This window comes from Gilvimarinus xylanilyticus (assembly GCF_024195295.1).
GTDB classification, from domain to species: domain Bacteria; phylum Pseudomonadota; class Gammaproteobacteria; order Pseudomonadales; family Cellvibrionaceae; genus Gilvimarinus; species Gilvimarinus xylanilyticus.
Genome location: NZ_JAMFTH010000002.1, coordinates 312,907 through 327,187, shown reverse-complemented (window position 1 = coordinate 327,187; position 14,281 = coordinate 312,907). Strand labels below are relative to the sequence as shown.

Genomic DNA, 14,281 nt, shown 5'->3' with positions numbered 1-14,281 from the left:
TTCGAAAATCTAATGACTTTTAGGAAAACCACGCTATTTAATCTGTTACACCTGATTCAAAAAGTAACATAGAAAGAAACGCTTAAAAGATTCAGTGCATTTGCTGTTATTAAACCAGAAAATTTAGTGTAGTCTTCGACCCGACGTTGCATGAGGATGATGTAGAGTCAAATATTGCGCTAACGCAAACGAGTTAAAAGAGATAAAAATTCCGCCGTGATTACTTGTCTTGTGAATTTTTAATCTCCACAAAATAATAGCAAACTCTTGTTGTCATCGTCCGCTTCGACCAGTGCCTTGTATTCGTCTGAATCGGTAATCAATCTTTTAGCTGAATATTCTTCGGGATAAATCAGCCGGGTCAGTATCGCCCAGAGATTGATGCTCTGTTAATTCATGCAAACGAATAATAGGTAAACACATCATGATGTTTCATAAATTATTACTTTCAGCCTCAATCGCAACACTAGGTTCCTACGCCAGCGCAGCCTCTTTTGTAATGGAAAAATATGGTACCGGTTACTCCATTGATGGAAACGGTGGCGCCCAAGTTGGTCAACAGTTATATCTGTGGGATACAAACCTCAATAACGTAAACCAGCAGTGGGTTCAGCTAAGTCGGGGTAATGGCTATTACTCTTATAAAAAGGAAGATACCAACTTATGCTGGGACGCCGGAAGTAGTGGAAGCCGTCAGCAGGCAGTGACTCTGCAAGAATGTAACGAAGGAAATTACAATCAGCACTTTTCCAAAGTAAAAATCTATGAGGGAACTGAAATTTATCGGTTCGAAAAACGCAACGCCACAGGATTCTCTCTGGATGGGGGAGGCGGAGCCGAGAACCGCCAGTCGATCTATCTGTGGAACTCTAGCGACAGCAATATTAACCAGCAGTGGGAGCTGCACCGTATTGACGACGGCAACAGAGATGACGGGGGTGGCAGCAACGGGTTCAACAAATTAACCGTTGATACCGCCTTTGACGATGGCAGCAGCCATAACAGCTACCCCGCTGGCAATGCCATAGATGGTGATTCCGGTTGGGCTTCACGCTGGGCAGCGTCCGGCTCGCCAGTTAACTTAACCCTAGAGCTGAATGAAGTGAGTAAAATCACCGAGCTGGGTATTGCGTGGGGTCGCGGCAATGAGCGCGCCTATACCTTTGAAGTTTATGCACGCCCCACCACTAGTGGCGCCAATAGCTGGACCAAAATCTACGACGGCGTAAGCAGTGGCTCTGAGAGCGGTTTCGAAGTAGTTGATGTGACCGATATTGACGCCAAGCAAGTGCGAATTAAAACGTTTGAAAACACCTCTGGTAGCAGCTGGACCAACATTACCGAAGTGGAAGTCTACGGCGGCGAAAGCGATGGTTCCGGTGGTGGCGATGACGATAACACCGGAGGCGGAGACGATGACGTTCCCCCAGGTTCTGCCGAAGTTCCCTCGGATTTAATGGATAACTGTAACCAGTGGAAAATTACTTACCCCGATGGCGTAGAAGACAAAACTTTATGTGGTGAAGAAAACAACGAGTATTTCTACGTCAATAACTCTGGCAACGCGATGGTGTTCTTCGCTCCGGTACGCGACGGCAACGGCACCACACCCAACTCCAGCTATATTCGCTCTGAGCTTCGCGAACGTGAAGCCGATGGCAGCAAAGACATTTACTGGAGCACATCGGGCGAGCATGTCGTTTACGTTAACCAAGCCATTACCCATCTCCCCATTGTCAAAAGTCATCTGGTTGCCACGCAAATTCACGGTAACAAAGACGAAGGCATTGATGACGCACTAGTGCTGCGCTTAGAAGACTCGCATTTATTCCTGAGCTTTAATGGCGGAAAGTTGCGCAGCGATGTCACCGTTACCAACAACTATAGCCTGGGTACCAACCACGAGGTTATCTTTGAAGTAATCGATGGCAAACACTACGTCTACTACAGTGAAGACGGCAACCTGGAAAGCGCCTATAACGCGGGCAATGCCGACCAGTACCTAGTGCGCGACGGTTCTAATGATTATGTGATGGACCGCAGCTACGGCGATGCCTATTTCAAAATCGGTAATTACACGCAAAGTAATGCCGACCGCGAGGGTAGCGCCACCGGTGATCCTGACAACTATGGTGAAGTGGTTGTTTACGACTTCTGGGTAGATCATCAGTAATTATAGGCCCGGCCCACGGGCTGGACAGTTAGCTTCTCACCCGATCACACCCGTCTGTGGTCGGGTGATTTGCTCCCTACCTTTTAAATTTAAACCCTGCACGCAGGCAGACAGTCCTGTGCGCCCTTTCTATGGGTTTTGATCGGCTAAATATAAAACAGGTACTGACTACGATGACACTGTATAAATTTATGCTCGCAGCTTCTCTCGCCGTTACTGGTAGTCTGGCTCAGGCGGCCAATTTTGTTATGGAAAAACACGGCACTGGATACGCTATTGATGGTAATGGCGGCGCCCAGGCGGGCCAGCAATTGTATTTGTGGGAAACTAACCTCACTAACCTTAACCAGCACTGGGTTCAACTCGACAGAGGCAATGGTTACTACGCCTACAAAAAAGAGAACACAAACCTCTGTTGGGATGCCGGTAGCGGCGCCTCGCGCCAACAAGCCGTAACCTTACAAGAGTGCGATGAAAATAATTACGACCAACACTTTTCCAAAATAAAGGTTTACTCCGGTAGTGAGGTTTACCGTTTCGCTAAGCGTAATGCCGATGACTTTTCCCTTGATGGCAATCGCGATGGGGCAAACCGACAATCTATTTATCTGTGGAACTCCAATAGTGACAACATCAATCAACAGTGGGAATTAATTCGCGTCGACGACGGCAGCGATAACCCCGACGATAATAATGACGCTGACAATCGTCTCGCGGTAGCAAATGCCTTTGACGATGGTAGCAGTCACGCCAGCTACCCGGCAGGTCACGTTATTGACGGTGACACTGGCTGGGCGTCGCGCTGGGCCGCCTCTGGTTCGCCGGTAAACCTCACCCTTGAGCTCGAAGAGTTGAGCGATGTCACCAAGCTGGGTATCGCCTGGGGCCGCGGCGATGAACGCGCCTACACCTTTGAGGTGTATGCTCGCACCGATAGCAGTGACCCCAATATCTGGACAAAAATTTTTGACGGCGTCAGCAGTGGCTCAAACAGCGGTATTGAACTCGTAGATGTATCCGACATTGCTGCCAAGCAGGTGCGCATTAAAACCTTTACCAACACCTCGGGTAGCAACTGGACCAACATCACTGAGGTAGAGCTATACGGTAATAGCAACGACAGTCCGGGCGTAGGCACGGAAATTCCAGCGAACATTACCGACGGCAGTATTTTCGACTTGGAAGGGGCCAGCCCACATCCGCTGGTAAACGCCTCCGCCTTGGAGTTTGTTCCTCTTGAGGCCCGTTATGTGTCACCCAACGGCAACGGCTGGCGTCAGGAATATAAAGTTAAACAAAGCCTGCGGGTTGCTATGACCGACGTGTATGAAGTGTTTGAGGCTGACGTTAAGGTAGAAATGTCCGATGCCGGAAAAACCATTATCGCTCAGCATCATGCCGGCGGCTTAGGTACCATTATGAAACTGTACGTGGCCGACTCCTCAGAGTCTGGCTTTGATGACAGTGTGGCCGGAAACGGCATTTTTGATGTCTATGTACGTTTGCGCAATACCGATGGCGAAGAAGAAAAGTACGCCCTGGGCACCATTCGCAGCGGCGATAGCTTCGACTTTAAAATGGTGAACGATTACGGTTATGTCACCGTCTATGGTATGGGGCGTGCGTTTGGTATGCCGGTGGAGGATGATGCGGATTCTTACTTTAAGTTTGGCAATTACCTGCAATCGCAAAATACCTACACGCGGAAAAACTGCGGCGAGCCCGGAGATTCTGAATCCTTTGCCCAGTGTTTTGCCGATTTGGGCATTACCGAATCGACCGTGACCATGACCAACGTAAGCTACTCGCGAATCCCGGATTAACTGTCACCGAAAAAAATAAGCCGTGAGCATATTGCTCGCGGCTTACAGGGTAACATCTGCCTTTAAATGGAACTTATGGCTTTTCAACCGTTGCGGATTCTTGGGTGTTTAAGGGCTTGAGCTCCAGCGCAAAAGGCATTAACGGCAAGCCAGCACTGTTGTACACATTGGCACGGGCTGGAAAGTCCGACCAGGCATAACGCACTTTTACGGGCTCTTTTACGTCGTCGCTCCATATACGAATCAGGTCACCATCCAGCTCGGCCTCGGCCCAGACAAACTCGCCATCTTTCCCGGCGATGGCGAAGCCATCCGGCTTCCCATCTTTACTTGTTAAGCCACCATAAGCATGCGCAGTGCTGATAAACGCTTGGCCATCGTTCACTTGCATAACATAGGGTGCGGGTGCTTCGGCTTGTAGGCGGGTTTCTCCGTAGACTTGCTGGCGTGCTAACAGGGCCAGGCGCTCCCCGACGGGTTTTTTGTTAAGCGGATGAATGTCATTCCACTCGCCCAGGTCTATGGTCACCGCCATGGCGGTATTGGGCTCAGACAGGACTTTTGTCTGAGCTTGGCGCATGTTTGCCCAGCCGTCTTGTACAGGATCATCGACAGGCTCGCCAAAGCCCGGTAGTTGAGCGTAAATAAACGGCAGCTCGGGCTGGCCGAATTCATGCCGCCACTGGCGGATCATGGCGGGAAGCAGTGTTGTGTACTCTTCGGGTTTACCGGCGTTGCTTTCGCCCTGGTACCAGATAACCCCTTTGAGTGGCATGGGGGTCATAGGGGCCAGCATAGCGTTGTAAATACCCACGGGTTGACCCATATCCCAGAATTCACGCGAGGGCGCGGGCTCGACCCTGGCCCCTACCTTGGCGCGCCACTCGCCTTCGAGCGAGACGTGAGTGTCTCCGGCTTCCAGTCGATAGGGCTTATCTTTAACAAAGCCGCCGTTACCGGCATTGGTAACCGCACGCACCACAATCGTGTTGTCGCCGGCGGTTAGCAGACCCTCGGGGATCGAATAGCGTCGCTGGGGGTACAGGTAGGTCGTATTGCCTACTTTTTGGCCGTTAATGTAAGCGGTATCGGCGTCCACAATACGGCCCAAGCGCAGCATACCGGCTTGACCGGCAGCGCTTTCAGGAACGGAGATGGTTTTGCGCAGCCAGAGCACGCCGTTTAGGTCCTCAATACCGCTGTCACTCCACTGGCCGGGCAAGTTAACGGGTTGCCAATCGCTGTCATCCAGCTCAGTGGCTGACCACTGGGGTTGAGCGTGGGTGCCTTGGTCGGCTTTATGTAGGTTTTCGTACCAGGGCGCCGCTTTGGCATTGTCAGCGGCCTTGGCGTCATCCACATAGCCGGGCTGGGCGTTGCGCTTGGCCTGCTCGACATAGTGAGGGTAATTCTTAAGCGCCTCGGGGCTCATCCATGCCTGTGCGCCCGAGCCGCCATAGGCGTTCATAATAATGCCCACAGGTACATTCTGGGTGCGCTCAATCTGACGGGCGAAAAAATAGCCCACAGCGCTGAAGTTGAGGGCGTTATCAGGATTGGCTGCCAGCCACTCACCGCCGGGTAAATCGTTTTGGGGGCCGTCGTAAACGGCGTTTTTAGGAACTTGAAAGTGACGAATGCGAGGGTTGTCCGATTGCGCCAAAACAGCCGCATAGCGCTCTTTGATATTGGACATTTTCATTTCCATATTGGACTGCCCAGCCGCCAGCCAGACGTCGCCGAAATAAATATCGCTTAGCTCTATTCGGTTGTCACCTTCAATCACCAGAGTGTGGGGGCCACCCGCGGGGTAGGTGTCTCCCTCCCAGTGCCAGCGCCCGTTGTTATCGGCGTTAAAACTGCCTACCTGTTCGCCGTTTAGGCTTACCTTGATTGCCTCATCAGGATCTGCCTGGCCCCACAGCGTCAGTGGTTGCTGGCGTTGAAGCACTGCGCCTTCGGTCAGTAGACGGTTAGGGATCACCTCGGCCTGAGCGAGCTGGACACTGGTGCTGGCCGCCAAGGCCAGCAGGGCTGTGAATTTTTTTATTAGCATAGAGACACCGTTAACGTTTTAGTCATTATGACTATCTTACGACACTTGTTGTTATCTGAAAACTGCAGTTGCTATGATGAAGCCATGCATTCTCTATCGGCGTCTGTATGAAACGGATATTTACGCACTCGGCGCGCCGCATAACGCTGTTGTATGTGGTGTTTGCCACGGTTTGGATTTTATTTTCCGATCAGCTGGCTTACTGGATTTTTGGCGACAGCGGTTGGTTTCGCTGGGCGCAAACTTTTAAGGGATGGTTGTTTATCGCCATTACCGCCGGCTTGTTGTACGGTCTGCTGAGTCGGTCGTTTCGCAATATCGAGCGCCTTACCCTGGAAGATAACCTCTGTCAGCTGCCCAACCGGGTGGCGTTTATTAATGCCCTCAAGTATCGCTGCCGGGCCAAGCCTCAAGCTCTGTTTACCCTGACGTTATTGGATATTGATCACTTTACCGATATTAACGACTCGCTGGGGCACGGTGAGGGTGATCGTCTTATTAGTCAGCTGGCCGAAGGCTTTGCCGATGAGCTGTCTCAGGAACACTGGTATGTGGCGCGTTTGGGCGGCGACGAGTTTGGCGTATTGTCCCCGACCGGCGACAATCATCGCAGCCTGGTTGAGGTGTTAGATCGGGTACAAAATCGATTACCCAGTAAAATCAGTATTCACCGGTTGACGCTCAGTGCAGGTACCAGCTTTTTTCCTCAGCACGGTAAAACGGCTAAAGACTTGATGCGCAATGCGGATATGGCCCTGTCCGCGGCTAAAAAGCAGGGCCGGGATCGGCATTTGCTTTTTCACGATCAGCTGCGACAAAACCTGCTAGAGCGTTTGTCGTTGCTGGAAGATTTGCGCAGCGCCTGTGTTGAGCAAGCCTTTACTCTGGTCTATCAGCCCCAGTGGTCACTAAAGCAAAAGTGTTGGATTGGGGCCGAGGTATTATTGCGTTGGCATCACCCCGAGCGGGGGCCTGTATCGCCCGAATTGTTTATTCCTTTGGCCGAGCGCGAGGGGCTCATTGAGTCGATAACCGAGTTTGTGTTTGAACGTGCGCTCTACGAATTGTCGAACCACCCCGAGGCAAATACGGCACTGGATAATTTAAGTCTTAACCTGTCATACCCGGTGTTGACCAATGAAACCGTGATGAACCGGTTGTTTGCGACCTTAACCGCCCACGATAAAAACCGCCCCAACATTATTATGGAAATTACCGAAACCGCGGCCATGGAAAACCTGAACGATACCCTGGGAGCAATGAAGCAGTGGCAGAGTCGGGGCGTTACTTTTTCCATTGATGATTTTGGCACCGGCTATTCGTCCCTGGCGAGGCTTAAACAATTGCCATTGACCGAGCTAAAAATTGACCGCAGCTTTATTCAAGATATACCGGGTGATAGCAATGATGTGGTTCTAACCCGAGCGATATTGGCGATGGCGCAAACCCTATCGTTAAGTGTGGTGGCCGAAGGAGTGGAAACCGAGGAGCAAGCGCAGTTTTTACAAAGCCATGGTTGCGATGTGCTACAGGGGTATTGGTTGGGGCATCCCGTGCCTATTGAGCAGTTGAAGACGGTGTTGGCAAAGGATGTTAGTGTTTAAAAGCTACGAGGCTTTATGCTTATCTTTGTCTTGCAAAGAGAAGAGTCCCACCCAGAAAAACGCCTCGAAAATCAGGCCGATACCCAGAAAGATAGCGCCCCCGGCGGGAATGCCAAAGACATAACAGGCAATGGCGGCAAAAAAGCAGCCGATTAACACCAGCAAGCGAGTCAAAAGCTTCATAATAGTGTCTCCTGAGGTTGGCGCGTAGGGCGCGACCTTAATAGACCTTCATAATCGCACAATGTTTATCACTTTACTAACTCATAGCGAAGAGCTCAAGAAAAATACGAACACCGGTAGACTGGTGGCGGAGTATGCCAGTACTTTCGACGTTGACTGTGCCCGGGTCATTTGGCAGCGCAAAGTTCCCGACCCTCAGTTGCTGGAGCGGTTGCGCAATAAGACCAGCGCACTTTTATACCCGGCTAAAAACGCCAAAGAGCTTAATGCTGCATTTTCCCCTGAGCACTGGGTGTTGATTGACAGTACCTGGCAGCAGGCGCGCAAGATTTATAATCACAGCCCCTATCTTCATCCACTGCCCCACATAAATCTCTCCTCAAATGAAGGCTCGGTGTTTAGCTTAAGGCGTAACCAAGTGCCCGGTGGTCTGTGCACCAGTGAGAGTGTGGCTGCTATCGCAGCCACTAATGGGATGGGGGGCTTTGCCCGTTGTTTAGCGGATGCGCTTGAGGCAATGCAGTCTTAACCTACCGTAAGCGTCGCCAGTGCTCTTGCTCGACAGGCTCGCCTTTTTCAAAGCGTTGGGTATACCAATTGTCGCCCTCTATCTCAAACGTGAAGGTATAGGTCGCGCCTGCCTCCAGCGGGTAAGATAAAAGCTCGGGCTTTTCCGTGTACTGATTTCCCTCAACAAGATAGGTACCGGTGCTGGCGGCCCAAAACTCTCCGCCTTTACGCGATACAAACCCATAATCGGTGGTTGTTAACACTTTGCGTGAGACCATTGCCTCTAAATCATAGGCAATTTTTTTACCCTCGGAATCAATAATATAGCCGTTGACTAGCTCCCAGGTGCCGGACAACTCTGAAGGCTCGGCGGCGTTTGCCGGTAGGTTAATAAGAATGGATAACAGTAAAAATAAGGTGCTTAACTTCACAAGTTCTCTCCTATTTTGTTGTTATCATCCATCATGGCAGATTTATAGTTGTCACTTAATTATGCCATAAAAAGCCGGGCAGTGCCCGGAAACTGGGGGAGGGTGGAACCATTAGTAAGTTTGCACGGAGCTGGCGCCCGAGGTTTTAATGTCCAGCTTAGGCGTACCGCCGTAATAAACATTGGAAGCGCCCGACAAACGCGCTTTAAGGTGGTCACTCACTTGCAGCTCAAGATTAGACGCCCCGGTTGCCTCGGTATTTACCGACTGGGTTTGCAAAGGTTTGGCATAGACGTTACTCGCGCCGGTTAAGCGGACGTCCAGGGTGGGAATGCTGCCCGCGCTCAATACCTTTAAGGTAGACGCACCGGTTAGCTCCAGCTTGGCGGTGTGAGCGGTTAGGGTTTCGGCTTCGAGCTTAGTGGCTCCGGTCATTTCCACGGCTAATGATTGAGTGGCCAGGGTATTTTTGAATACGGCAAAACAGGCGCCGACCAGCTCGATATCCAGCTTTTCGGAATCGAGCGAGTCAGCATAAAACTCTACTTCTCCGACAAGCTCTAAGCGGGTCACCTCAGGCAGCGATAGGGTGATATCCAGCTCGACATCACTGTCGCCAAAGAAATTCCAAAAGCCGGTTTCGCCAGACACTTTAAATCTGTCGCCGTTTTGATCAATTTCAACGTCCTCCCAGGCGCCATCCACAAGGGTAATTTCCGCGTGGGCGCGATCGGTTTGGCTGAAGTTAACCGTGATGTCGCCGTCAAGGTGTAGTTTGGTGACATCCTCCAGGGAAAAGGATCGAGTGTTTGAATCGGCAAAGCTAAGGATGCTGGTCAACACCAGCACCATTGTCAGTAGTAAACGAGTAGCCATAATGCACCTCCCTTTATTGTGGTATCTCTTAGACGCCAACAAAAGAGATTTGGATGCGGCTAGTCAGCGGTTTTTTCGGGGGGCCGGGTTCTGGCTTCAAAAATCAAATACAGAGGTGTAGCCACGGCCAGCGGCAGCAGATAGAACACACAGCGGTAGGCAAATAGCCCGGCAAGAATATCGGCTTTGGCAACCTGGCCCGACAGTAACGCGATAAACACCGCTTCAAGTACACCCAAGCCACCGGGAATATGGGTGATAACCCCAGCCAGCGCACTGACCAGCAACACCGCAAACACCGTGGCAAAGGCAATCTCGTCCGGCATAAACTGATAGATCACGCTGGCCATTAATGTCCAGTGCGCGCAGGCCATGGCAAGCTGTAACAGGGCAATGCTCACCGGGGGTAGAGTAATGGTCGTGGATTTAAAGCGGTATTCGCGTTTGCGCGCGCGCCAACAAACACCCACATAAGCGGCTATCACAAATATAAAAGCCGCGCCGATAACCTGTAGGCTGGTCTGGCCCACTGCCCAGGAGTCGGGCGGGTTAATCTGCCCCGATACAAACAAGCCGCCGGCCAATAAAATATAGCCCGACCAGTTGGTGACCACGCTGATACCCAAAATACGGGTGACATCGGCGGCTTTAATGCCCAAGCGAGAATACAGCCGATAGCGAAACGCAACTCCGCCCACCAGCGCACTCAAATTCAAATTAAACGCGTAGCAAAGGCCGGCCGCAAACCAGGTTTTAGGCCATGAGACGTTAAGTTTTAACAGGTAGCGGCCCAGCAAGTCGTAACTGGCGTAAACGCAATAACAGAGAAACCCCAGCCCCGCCCCGATGCCGAGAGTCAGCACCGAGGTATCTTTTAAGGTTTGCCATACCTTTGCCCATTCAATGGTGGCGCCTTGCTTAACCAGTAAGGTCGCCACCAAGACAAAAAATACAATTGTTAATATCTTTTTAATAATGGGCCAGGGCAGTTTTTCACGGGCCCAGTCATAGCCACTTGTACAGCTGTTCTTTAACGCTTGGGTCGCCGACATTGTTTATACCTCCGCCGAGTGGTAATCGGTTTTTCGCACTCGACGGGCGCCGCGCGATTCTGGGTAGCGTTTGCTTAAATCATCATTCTCGGTTTTACCCGGATCGGTTTGCCATTCGCGCTTCAATTCACGAATAGTCGGGGTGTGCGCAGGGAATAGGCCGTTTAAGCGAGGGAAATAACGCAGCGCGTGATACATAAAAAAATCTTTAATCACCAGATACCAGGCGCGGCGTTTAATCCAACTGTCTTCGATTAACACGCTGTCCTCAACCAAAGCTTCAATTTTTTGCGCAATCTGGGAATTAAAGTCTTTGTCTTTTACCACCACATTGGCCTCTAAATTAAACGCCAAGCTTAAAGGATCAAGATTACTGGAGCCAATGGTAGACCACTCGTCGTCAACCAAGGCAATTTTGGCGTGCAGCGGACGATCGCGATACTCGTAGACGTTAACGCCACTGCGCACCAACACCTCGTATAGCGTGCGCGCCAGGGTCAGGGCAAAAGGTATGTCCGGGTCGCCTTGTAAAATAAGGTTGACCTCAACCCCGCGCTTGCGCGCCTGGCGGATAGCGCGCATAAACCGGTAGCCGGGAAAGAAGTAGGCATTGGCAATCCAGATGCGTTTTTTGGCCTGACGCATGGCGGCCAGATAAGATTTTTCGATGTTGCTGCGGTTGCGGCGATTATCTCGCGAGACAAACGCGACTTCGGACTCTCCGGGGCGTTCGGGGTTTTCAATGTACTTGATACTCTGTTGCAGGTTTTTATCGCTGGAGTCGCGCACATAGCTTTTACACAGCTCGCGCATTTCGGGCACCACCGGCCCCTCAATCTCGACCGCGTAATCGGTTTTTCCTTGGGGGCCCACAGAAATTAAATGATCGTGGCACAAATTGATACCACCGATAAAACCATAGCGGCCGTCAATAATCGCGAGTTTGCGATGCAGTCTGCGAAAGAGCTTGGGGCGCCCGTTATACCACTGGGGCTGCGGGTCGTAAATTTGAAACACAATGCCCGCGTCGGTTAGCTCTTCAATATAGTCTTTATCTAAAAAGTGGCTGCCCCAGCTGTCTGCCGTCAAGCCTATCCAAACGCCTCGCTCGGCGGCGCGCAGCAGCGCTTTTTTAATGTCTTCACCCACGCGGTCTTTTTCCAGAATAAAGGTTTCCAAAAAAATCTCGTGCTCGGCGCCTCGAATACGGCGCAGCAGCTGGGGGAAAAACTCCTCGCCGTTTTGCATCAGGGTTAAGCGGTTTCCCTGGGAAAAGCGACCTTTAAAATGGTGAAATCCAAACATTCGATACTCCGGTGGGGTGACTAGGCCCTAAAATTCTACTTCGGCTAATAGAGGGGCGTGGTCGGACAAACGCGACCAGGGTTTGCGCGAAAGAACAATCGGCATGTGGGATTTTGCCGAGCGCACGTAAATGCGGTCCAGGCGCAATATGGGGCATACCGCAGGGAATGTGCGCGGCGGTTTGCCGTAGGCTTCGGTAAAAACCTCCTGCATCCCTGCATCGCGGGACAAGATGCGCAGCGATTTCTGGCGCCAGTCATTAAAGTCGCCGGCCACAATCACCGCTTCGTTGCGCGGAATTTGATTGACGTGTTCGGCAAGCTTTTTTAATTGCACTTGGCGATGCGGTTCACGCAGGCTGAGGTGCACGCAAATGGCGTGGACCGTGTGGCCCTCAACGTCTATCTGGCAGTGCAACAGGCCGCGCTTTTCAATCCCGCTTAACGAGATATCCCAGTTGTCCCAACTGATAATGGGGTATTTGCTCAAAATCGCATTGCCGTGGTGGCCGTCGTCGTACACGGCGTTGCGGCCATAGGCAAAGCTGTGCCAGATGCTGTCGGCCATAAACTCGTATTGCGGGGTGTCGGGCCAGAGTTCGGCGTGGCGCTCAGACAACCGAGTGTGCTCGCCCAGTACTTCCTGCATAAAAACCAAGTCGGCCGAGACTATGCGCACCGCATCGCGCAACTCGTGCAACATAAAGCGTTGGTTAAATGAGGTTAAACCCTTGTGGGTGTTCACCGTCAGTACTTTTAAGCAGGTCACAGCTCCCCCGTTGGCAGCAAAAGTTACAAGGCTATTGCAAAAATAGACCGGTTTTTCGCCGATTTCTGGTCTTCACAGGGGATATTGCAGATTTAATGCCGATTTGGTGCTAAGGCCAGGAGGACACCTGAGAGGGCCTTGGCTCAGGCCCGGTTGAGGGTGTATAGGCCCGCGCTTAAGGCCGCCAGGGTAAAGGCACCGCCGAGGATGACCGCCCCGCTCAGCAAGGCGTCAACACTTAGGGCTGTTAAGGCAGGTGCCGCTTTAGACCAGGGGAAAACCGCGGCGGCCACCGTCGCGGCGCTAAGACCGGCGGCCCAACTTAACAGCCGCACCCTGTGTGGATTGACGGCCGGATCGGGCAGGCGCGCCATCACCCGCTCGGTGAAGCCGTCGTCGTCTAAATAAGTCTCGTCAGTTAAGGCGTCTTCCAGCCAGTGGTCGAGCTTATCGTGCTGGGTCATGAGAGGTCTCTCCTTGCCAGTCTTGCAGTAGGGTTTTGAGCTTTGCCTTACCGCGCAGTATATGAGATTTAATGGTGCCCTCAGGCACTTGCATAAGCCGGGCCGCTTCTTCGTTACTGTGACCCAATTGATAGGTTAGGTGCAGCGCCTCGCGCTGTGCAGCTGACAGCTGACTCATCGCCCGGTGTAAGTCCCGGCGGGTCAGCTCGCAGGTTTCGTCTGAGGCGGTATCGGCGTTCAGCCTGTCTACTTTTTCGCTGTCCGGCTCGGGCAGCTTTTTACGGTAGTGGCTCATTAACTGGTTGCGGGCAATTTGGTACAGCCAGGTAAAGAACTGGGCCTGTCCTTTAAAGCCGGGCAGGGCTTTGTAGGCTTTTATAAAGGCTTCCTGGGCCATATCGTCGGCCAGGGCGTCATCCCCGTTACACAGGTTGCGCAGCGCCTGGCGCAGGCGCGACTGATGGCGCCTGACCAGCTGGCTGTAAGCGTGGCGGTCTTGGTGTTTGACCGCCCGCGCAATCAGTTCCTTGTCGGGGATATCCATGGGGCGTTACTCGGGCTGCTGTGTCGCCCGGGTTTTGCTCTCTTGCCAGAGTTTGTAGTGCACCGCGCCGATGGCCAGGGGAATCAGCGCCAGGGCGGCGACATCCAAGCCTGCGAACAGCAGCAGGGCGATAAACGTAGCGCCGCCCACCCACAGCAAATACAGGCTGCGGCGGTACAAAGTGTTGGGGTCACCGGCATCCGGCCCCTGGCTGAACAGGGTGTCGGGCACGGGTTGTCCGGCCTCTATCAGCCGATTGACGATCTCCAGTTGCAACTTCTTGCGCTTGTGCAGACTGAACATCAGGATCGCCAGGCAGGCGATGGGGGTCGAAAAAACCATAACAATGGCGACTATGGGTACCAAATCGTGCATGGCACTCTCCTTTACATAGGTTCTGGCGTTACTCCATAGACGCGTTACGTCGGGTTTTGGATGCAGACTGCGAAGGGGTACAAAAAAGCCACCCGTAGGTGGCTTTAATGGGCACAG

14 protein-coding genes are annotated in these 14,281 nt (G+C 52.2%); 4 read left to right on the top strand and 10 right to left on the bottom strand.

Annotated features, from left to right (window positions below):
* Positions 1-424 precede the first annotated feature (424 nt).
* The gene (locus M6D89_RS10350; RefSeq protein ID WP_253967988.1) at positions 425-2,173 is read left to right on the top strand and encodes a polysaccharide lyase family 7 protein; all 1,749 of its coding nucleotides are present in this window, start codon (positions 425-427) and stop codon (positions 2,171-2,173) included.
* 173 nt (positions 2,174-2,346) lie between these two features.
* Entirely contained in the window at positions 2,347-3,996 is a 1,650-nt protein-coding gene (locus tag M6D89_RS10345; RefSeq protein WP_253967987.1) for a polysaccharide lyase family 7 protein, read from the top strand.
* A gap of 73 nt (positions 3,997-4,069) precedes the next feature.
* Here M6D89_RS10345 and M6D89_RS10340 read toward each other — a convergent pair whose 3' ends face one another.
* Positions 4,070-6,052 (bottom strand): sialate O-acetylesterase, encoded by a 1,983-nt coding sequence (locus tag M6D89_RS10340; RefSeq protein ID WP_253967986.1) that lies wholly within the window; start codon positions 6,050-6,052, stop codon positions 4,070-4,072.
* 107 nt (positions 6,053-6,159) lie between these two features.
* Between M6D89_RS10340 and M6D89_RS10335 the strand changes: the two genes are divergently transcribed.
* On the top strand, positions 6,160-7,656 hold the full coding sequence (locus M6D89_RS10335) for a putative bifunctional diguanylate cyclase/phosphodiesterase (RefSeq protein WP_253967985.1): 1,497 nt from the start codon (positions 6,160-6,162) through the stop codon (positions 7,654-7,656).
* Between the two features lie 3 nt (positions 7,657-7,659).
* On the opposite strand, the gene M6D89_RS10330 is transcribed toward M6D89_RS10335, so the two are convergent.
* The gene (locus M6D89_RS10330) at positions 7,660-7,839 is read right to left on the bottom strand and encodes a hypothetical protein (protein WP_253967984.1); all 180 of its coding nucleotides are present in this window, start codon (positions 7,837-7,839) and stop codon (positions 7,660-7,662) included.
* Between the two features lie 61 nt (positions 7,840-7,900).
* On the opposite strand from M6D89_RS10330, the gene M6D89_RS10325 reads away from it, so the two are divergent.
* Complete coding sequence (locus tag M6D89_RS10325; RefSeq protein ID WP_253967983.1) at positions 7,901-8,368, top strand: tRNA-uridine aminocarboxypropyltransferase; 468 nt, start codon at positions 7,901-7,903, stop codon at positions 8,366-8,368.
* A 1-nt stretch (position 8,369) separates the two neighbouring features.
* Here the strand turns inward: M6D89_RS10325 and M6D89_RS10320 are convergent, their stop codons facing one another.
* From M6D89_RS10320 to M6D89_RS10285, 8 genes are all read right to left on the bottom strand, one after another.
* Entirely contained in the window at positions 8,370-8,780 is a 411-nt protein-coding gene (locus M6D89_RS10320) for a hypothetical protein (RefSeq protein WP_253967982.1), read from the bottom strand.
* A gap of 111 nt (positions 8,781-8,891) precedes the next feature.
* The gene (locus M6D89_RS10315; RefSeq protein WP_253967981.1) at positions 8,892-9,656 is read right to left on the bottom strand and encodes a GIN domain-containing protein; all 765 of its coding nucleotides are present in this window, start codon (positions 9,654-9,656) and stop codon (positions 8,892-8,894) included.
* 59 nt (positions 9,657-9,715) lie between these two features.
* Positions 9,716-10,708, bottom strand: coding sequence for a putative bifunctional lysylphosphatidylglycerol flippase/synthetase (locus M6D89_RS10310; RefSeq protein WP_253967980.1), 993 nt, complete (start codon positions 10,706-10,708; stop codon positions 9,716-9,718).
* Between the two features lie 3 nt (positions 10,709-10,711).
* On the bottom strand, positions 10,712-12,013 hold the full coding sequence (gene clsB / locus M6D89_RS10305; protein WP_253967979.1) for a cardiolipin synthase ClsB: 1,302 nt from the start codon (positions 12,011-12,013) through the stop codon (positions 10,712-10,714).
* Between the two features lie 27 nt (positions 12,014-12,040).
* Positions 12,041-12,781 (bottom strand): endonuclease/exonuclease/phosphatase family protein, encoded by a 741-nt coding sequence (locus M6D89_RS10300; protein ID WP_253967978.1) that lies wholly within the window; start codon positions 12,779-12,781, stop codon positions 12,041-12,043.
* 143 nt (positions 12,782-12,924) lie between these two features.
* Positions 12,925-13,245, bottom strand: coding sequence for a DUF5056 domain-containing protein (locus tag M6D89_RS10295; protein ID WP_253967977.1), 321 nt, complete (start codon positions 13,243-13,245; stop codon positions 12,925-12,927).
* On the bottom strand, positions 13,229-13,789 hold the full coding sequence (locus tag M6D89_RS10290) for an RNA polymerase sigma factor (RefSeq protein ID WP_253967976.1): 561 nt from the start codon (positions 13,787-13,789) through the stop codon (positions 13,229-13,231). Before M6D89_RS10290 ends, M6D89_RS10295 begins: the two co-directional genes overlap by 17 nt.
* A gap of 6 nt (positions 13,790-13,795) precedes the next feature.
* On the bottom strand, positions 13,796-14,164 hold the full coding sequence (locus tag M6D89_RS10285) for a DUF6249 domain-containing protein (protein ID WP_253967975.1): 369 nt from the start codon (positions 14,162-14,164) through the stop codon (positions 13,796-13,798).
* Between the last annotated feature and the right edge of the window lie 117 nt (positions 14,165-14,281).

Coding starts and splice junctions, on each gene's coding strand:
- M6D89_RS10350 (WP_253967988.1), top strand. CDS start 425: ATGATGTTTCATAAATTATTACTTTCAGCCTCAATCGCAACACTAGGT.
- M6D89_RS10345 (WP_253967987.1), top strand. CDS start 2,347: ATGACACTGTATAAATTTATGCTCGCAGCTTCTCTCGCCGTTACTGGT.
- M6D89_RS10340 (WP_253967986.1), bottom strand. CDS start 6,052: ATGCTAATAAAAAAATTCACAGCCCTGCTGGCCTTGGCGGCCAGCACC.
- M6D89_RS10335 (WP_253967985.1), top strand. CDS start 6,160: ATGAAACGGATATTTACGCACTCGGCGCGCCGCATAACGCTGTTGTAT.
- M6D89_RS10330 (WP_253967984.1), bottom strand. CDS start 7,839: ATGAAGCTTTTGACTCGCTTGCTGGTGTTAATCGGCTGCTTTTTTGCC.
- M6D89_RS10325 (WP_253967983.1), top strand. CDS start 7,901: ATGTTTATCACTTTACTAACTCATAGCGAAGAGCTCAAGAAAAATACG.
- M6D89_RS10315 (WP_253967981.1), bottom strand. CDS start 9,656: ATGGCTACTCGTTTACTACTGACAATGGTGCTGGTGTTGACCAGCATC.
- M6D89_RS10310 (WP_253967980.1), bottom strand. CDS start 10,708: ATGTCGGCGACCCAAGCGTTAAAGAACAGCTGTACAAGTGGCTATGAC.
- clsB (WP_253967979.1), bottom strand. CDS start 12,013: ATGTTTGGATTTCACCATTTTAAAGGTCGCTTTTCCCAGGGAAACCGC.
- M6D89_RS10295 (WP_253967977.1), bottom strand. CDS start 13,245: ATGACCCAGCACGATAAGCTCGACCACTGGCTGGAAGACGCCTTAACT.
- M6D89_RS10290 (WP_253967976.1), bottom strand. CDS start 13,789: ATGGATATCCCCGACAAGGAACTGATTGCGCGGGCGGTCAAACACCAA.
- M6D89_RS10285 (WP_253967975.1), bottom strand. CDS start 14,164: ATGCACGATTTGGTACCCATAGTCGCCATTGTTATGGTTTTTTCGACC.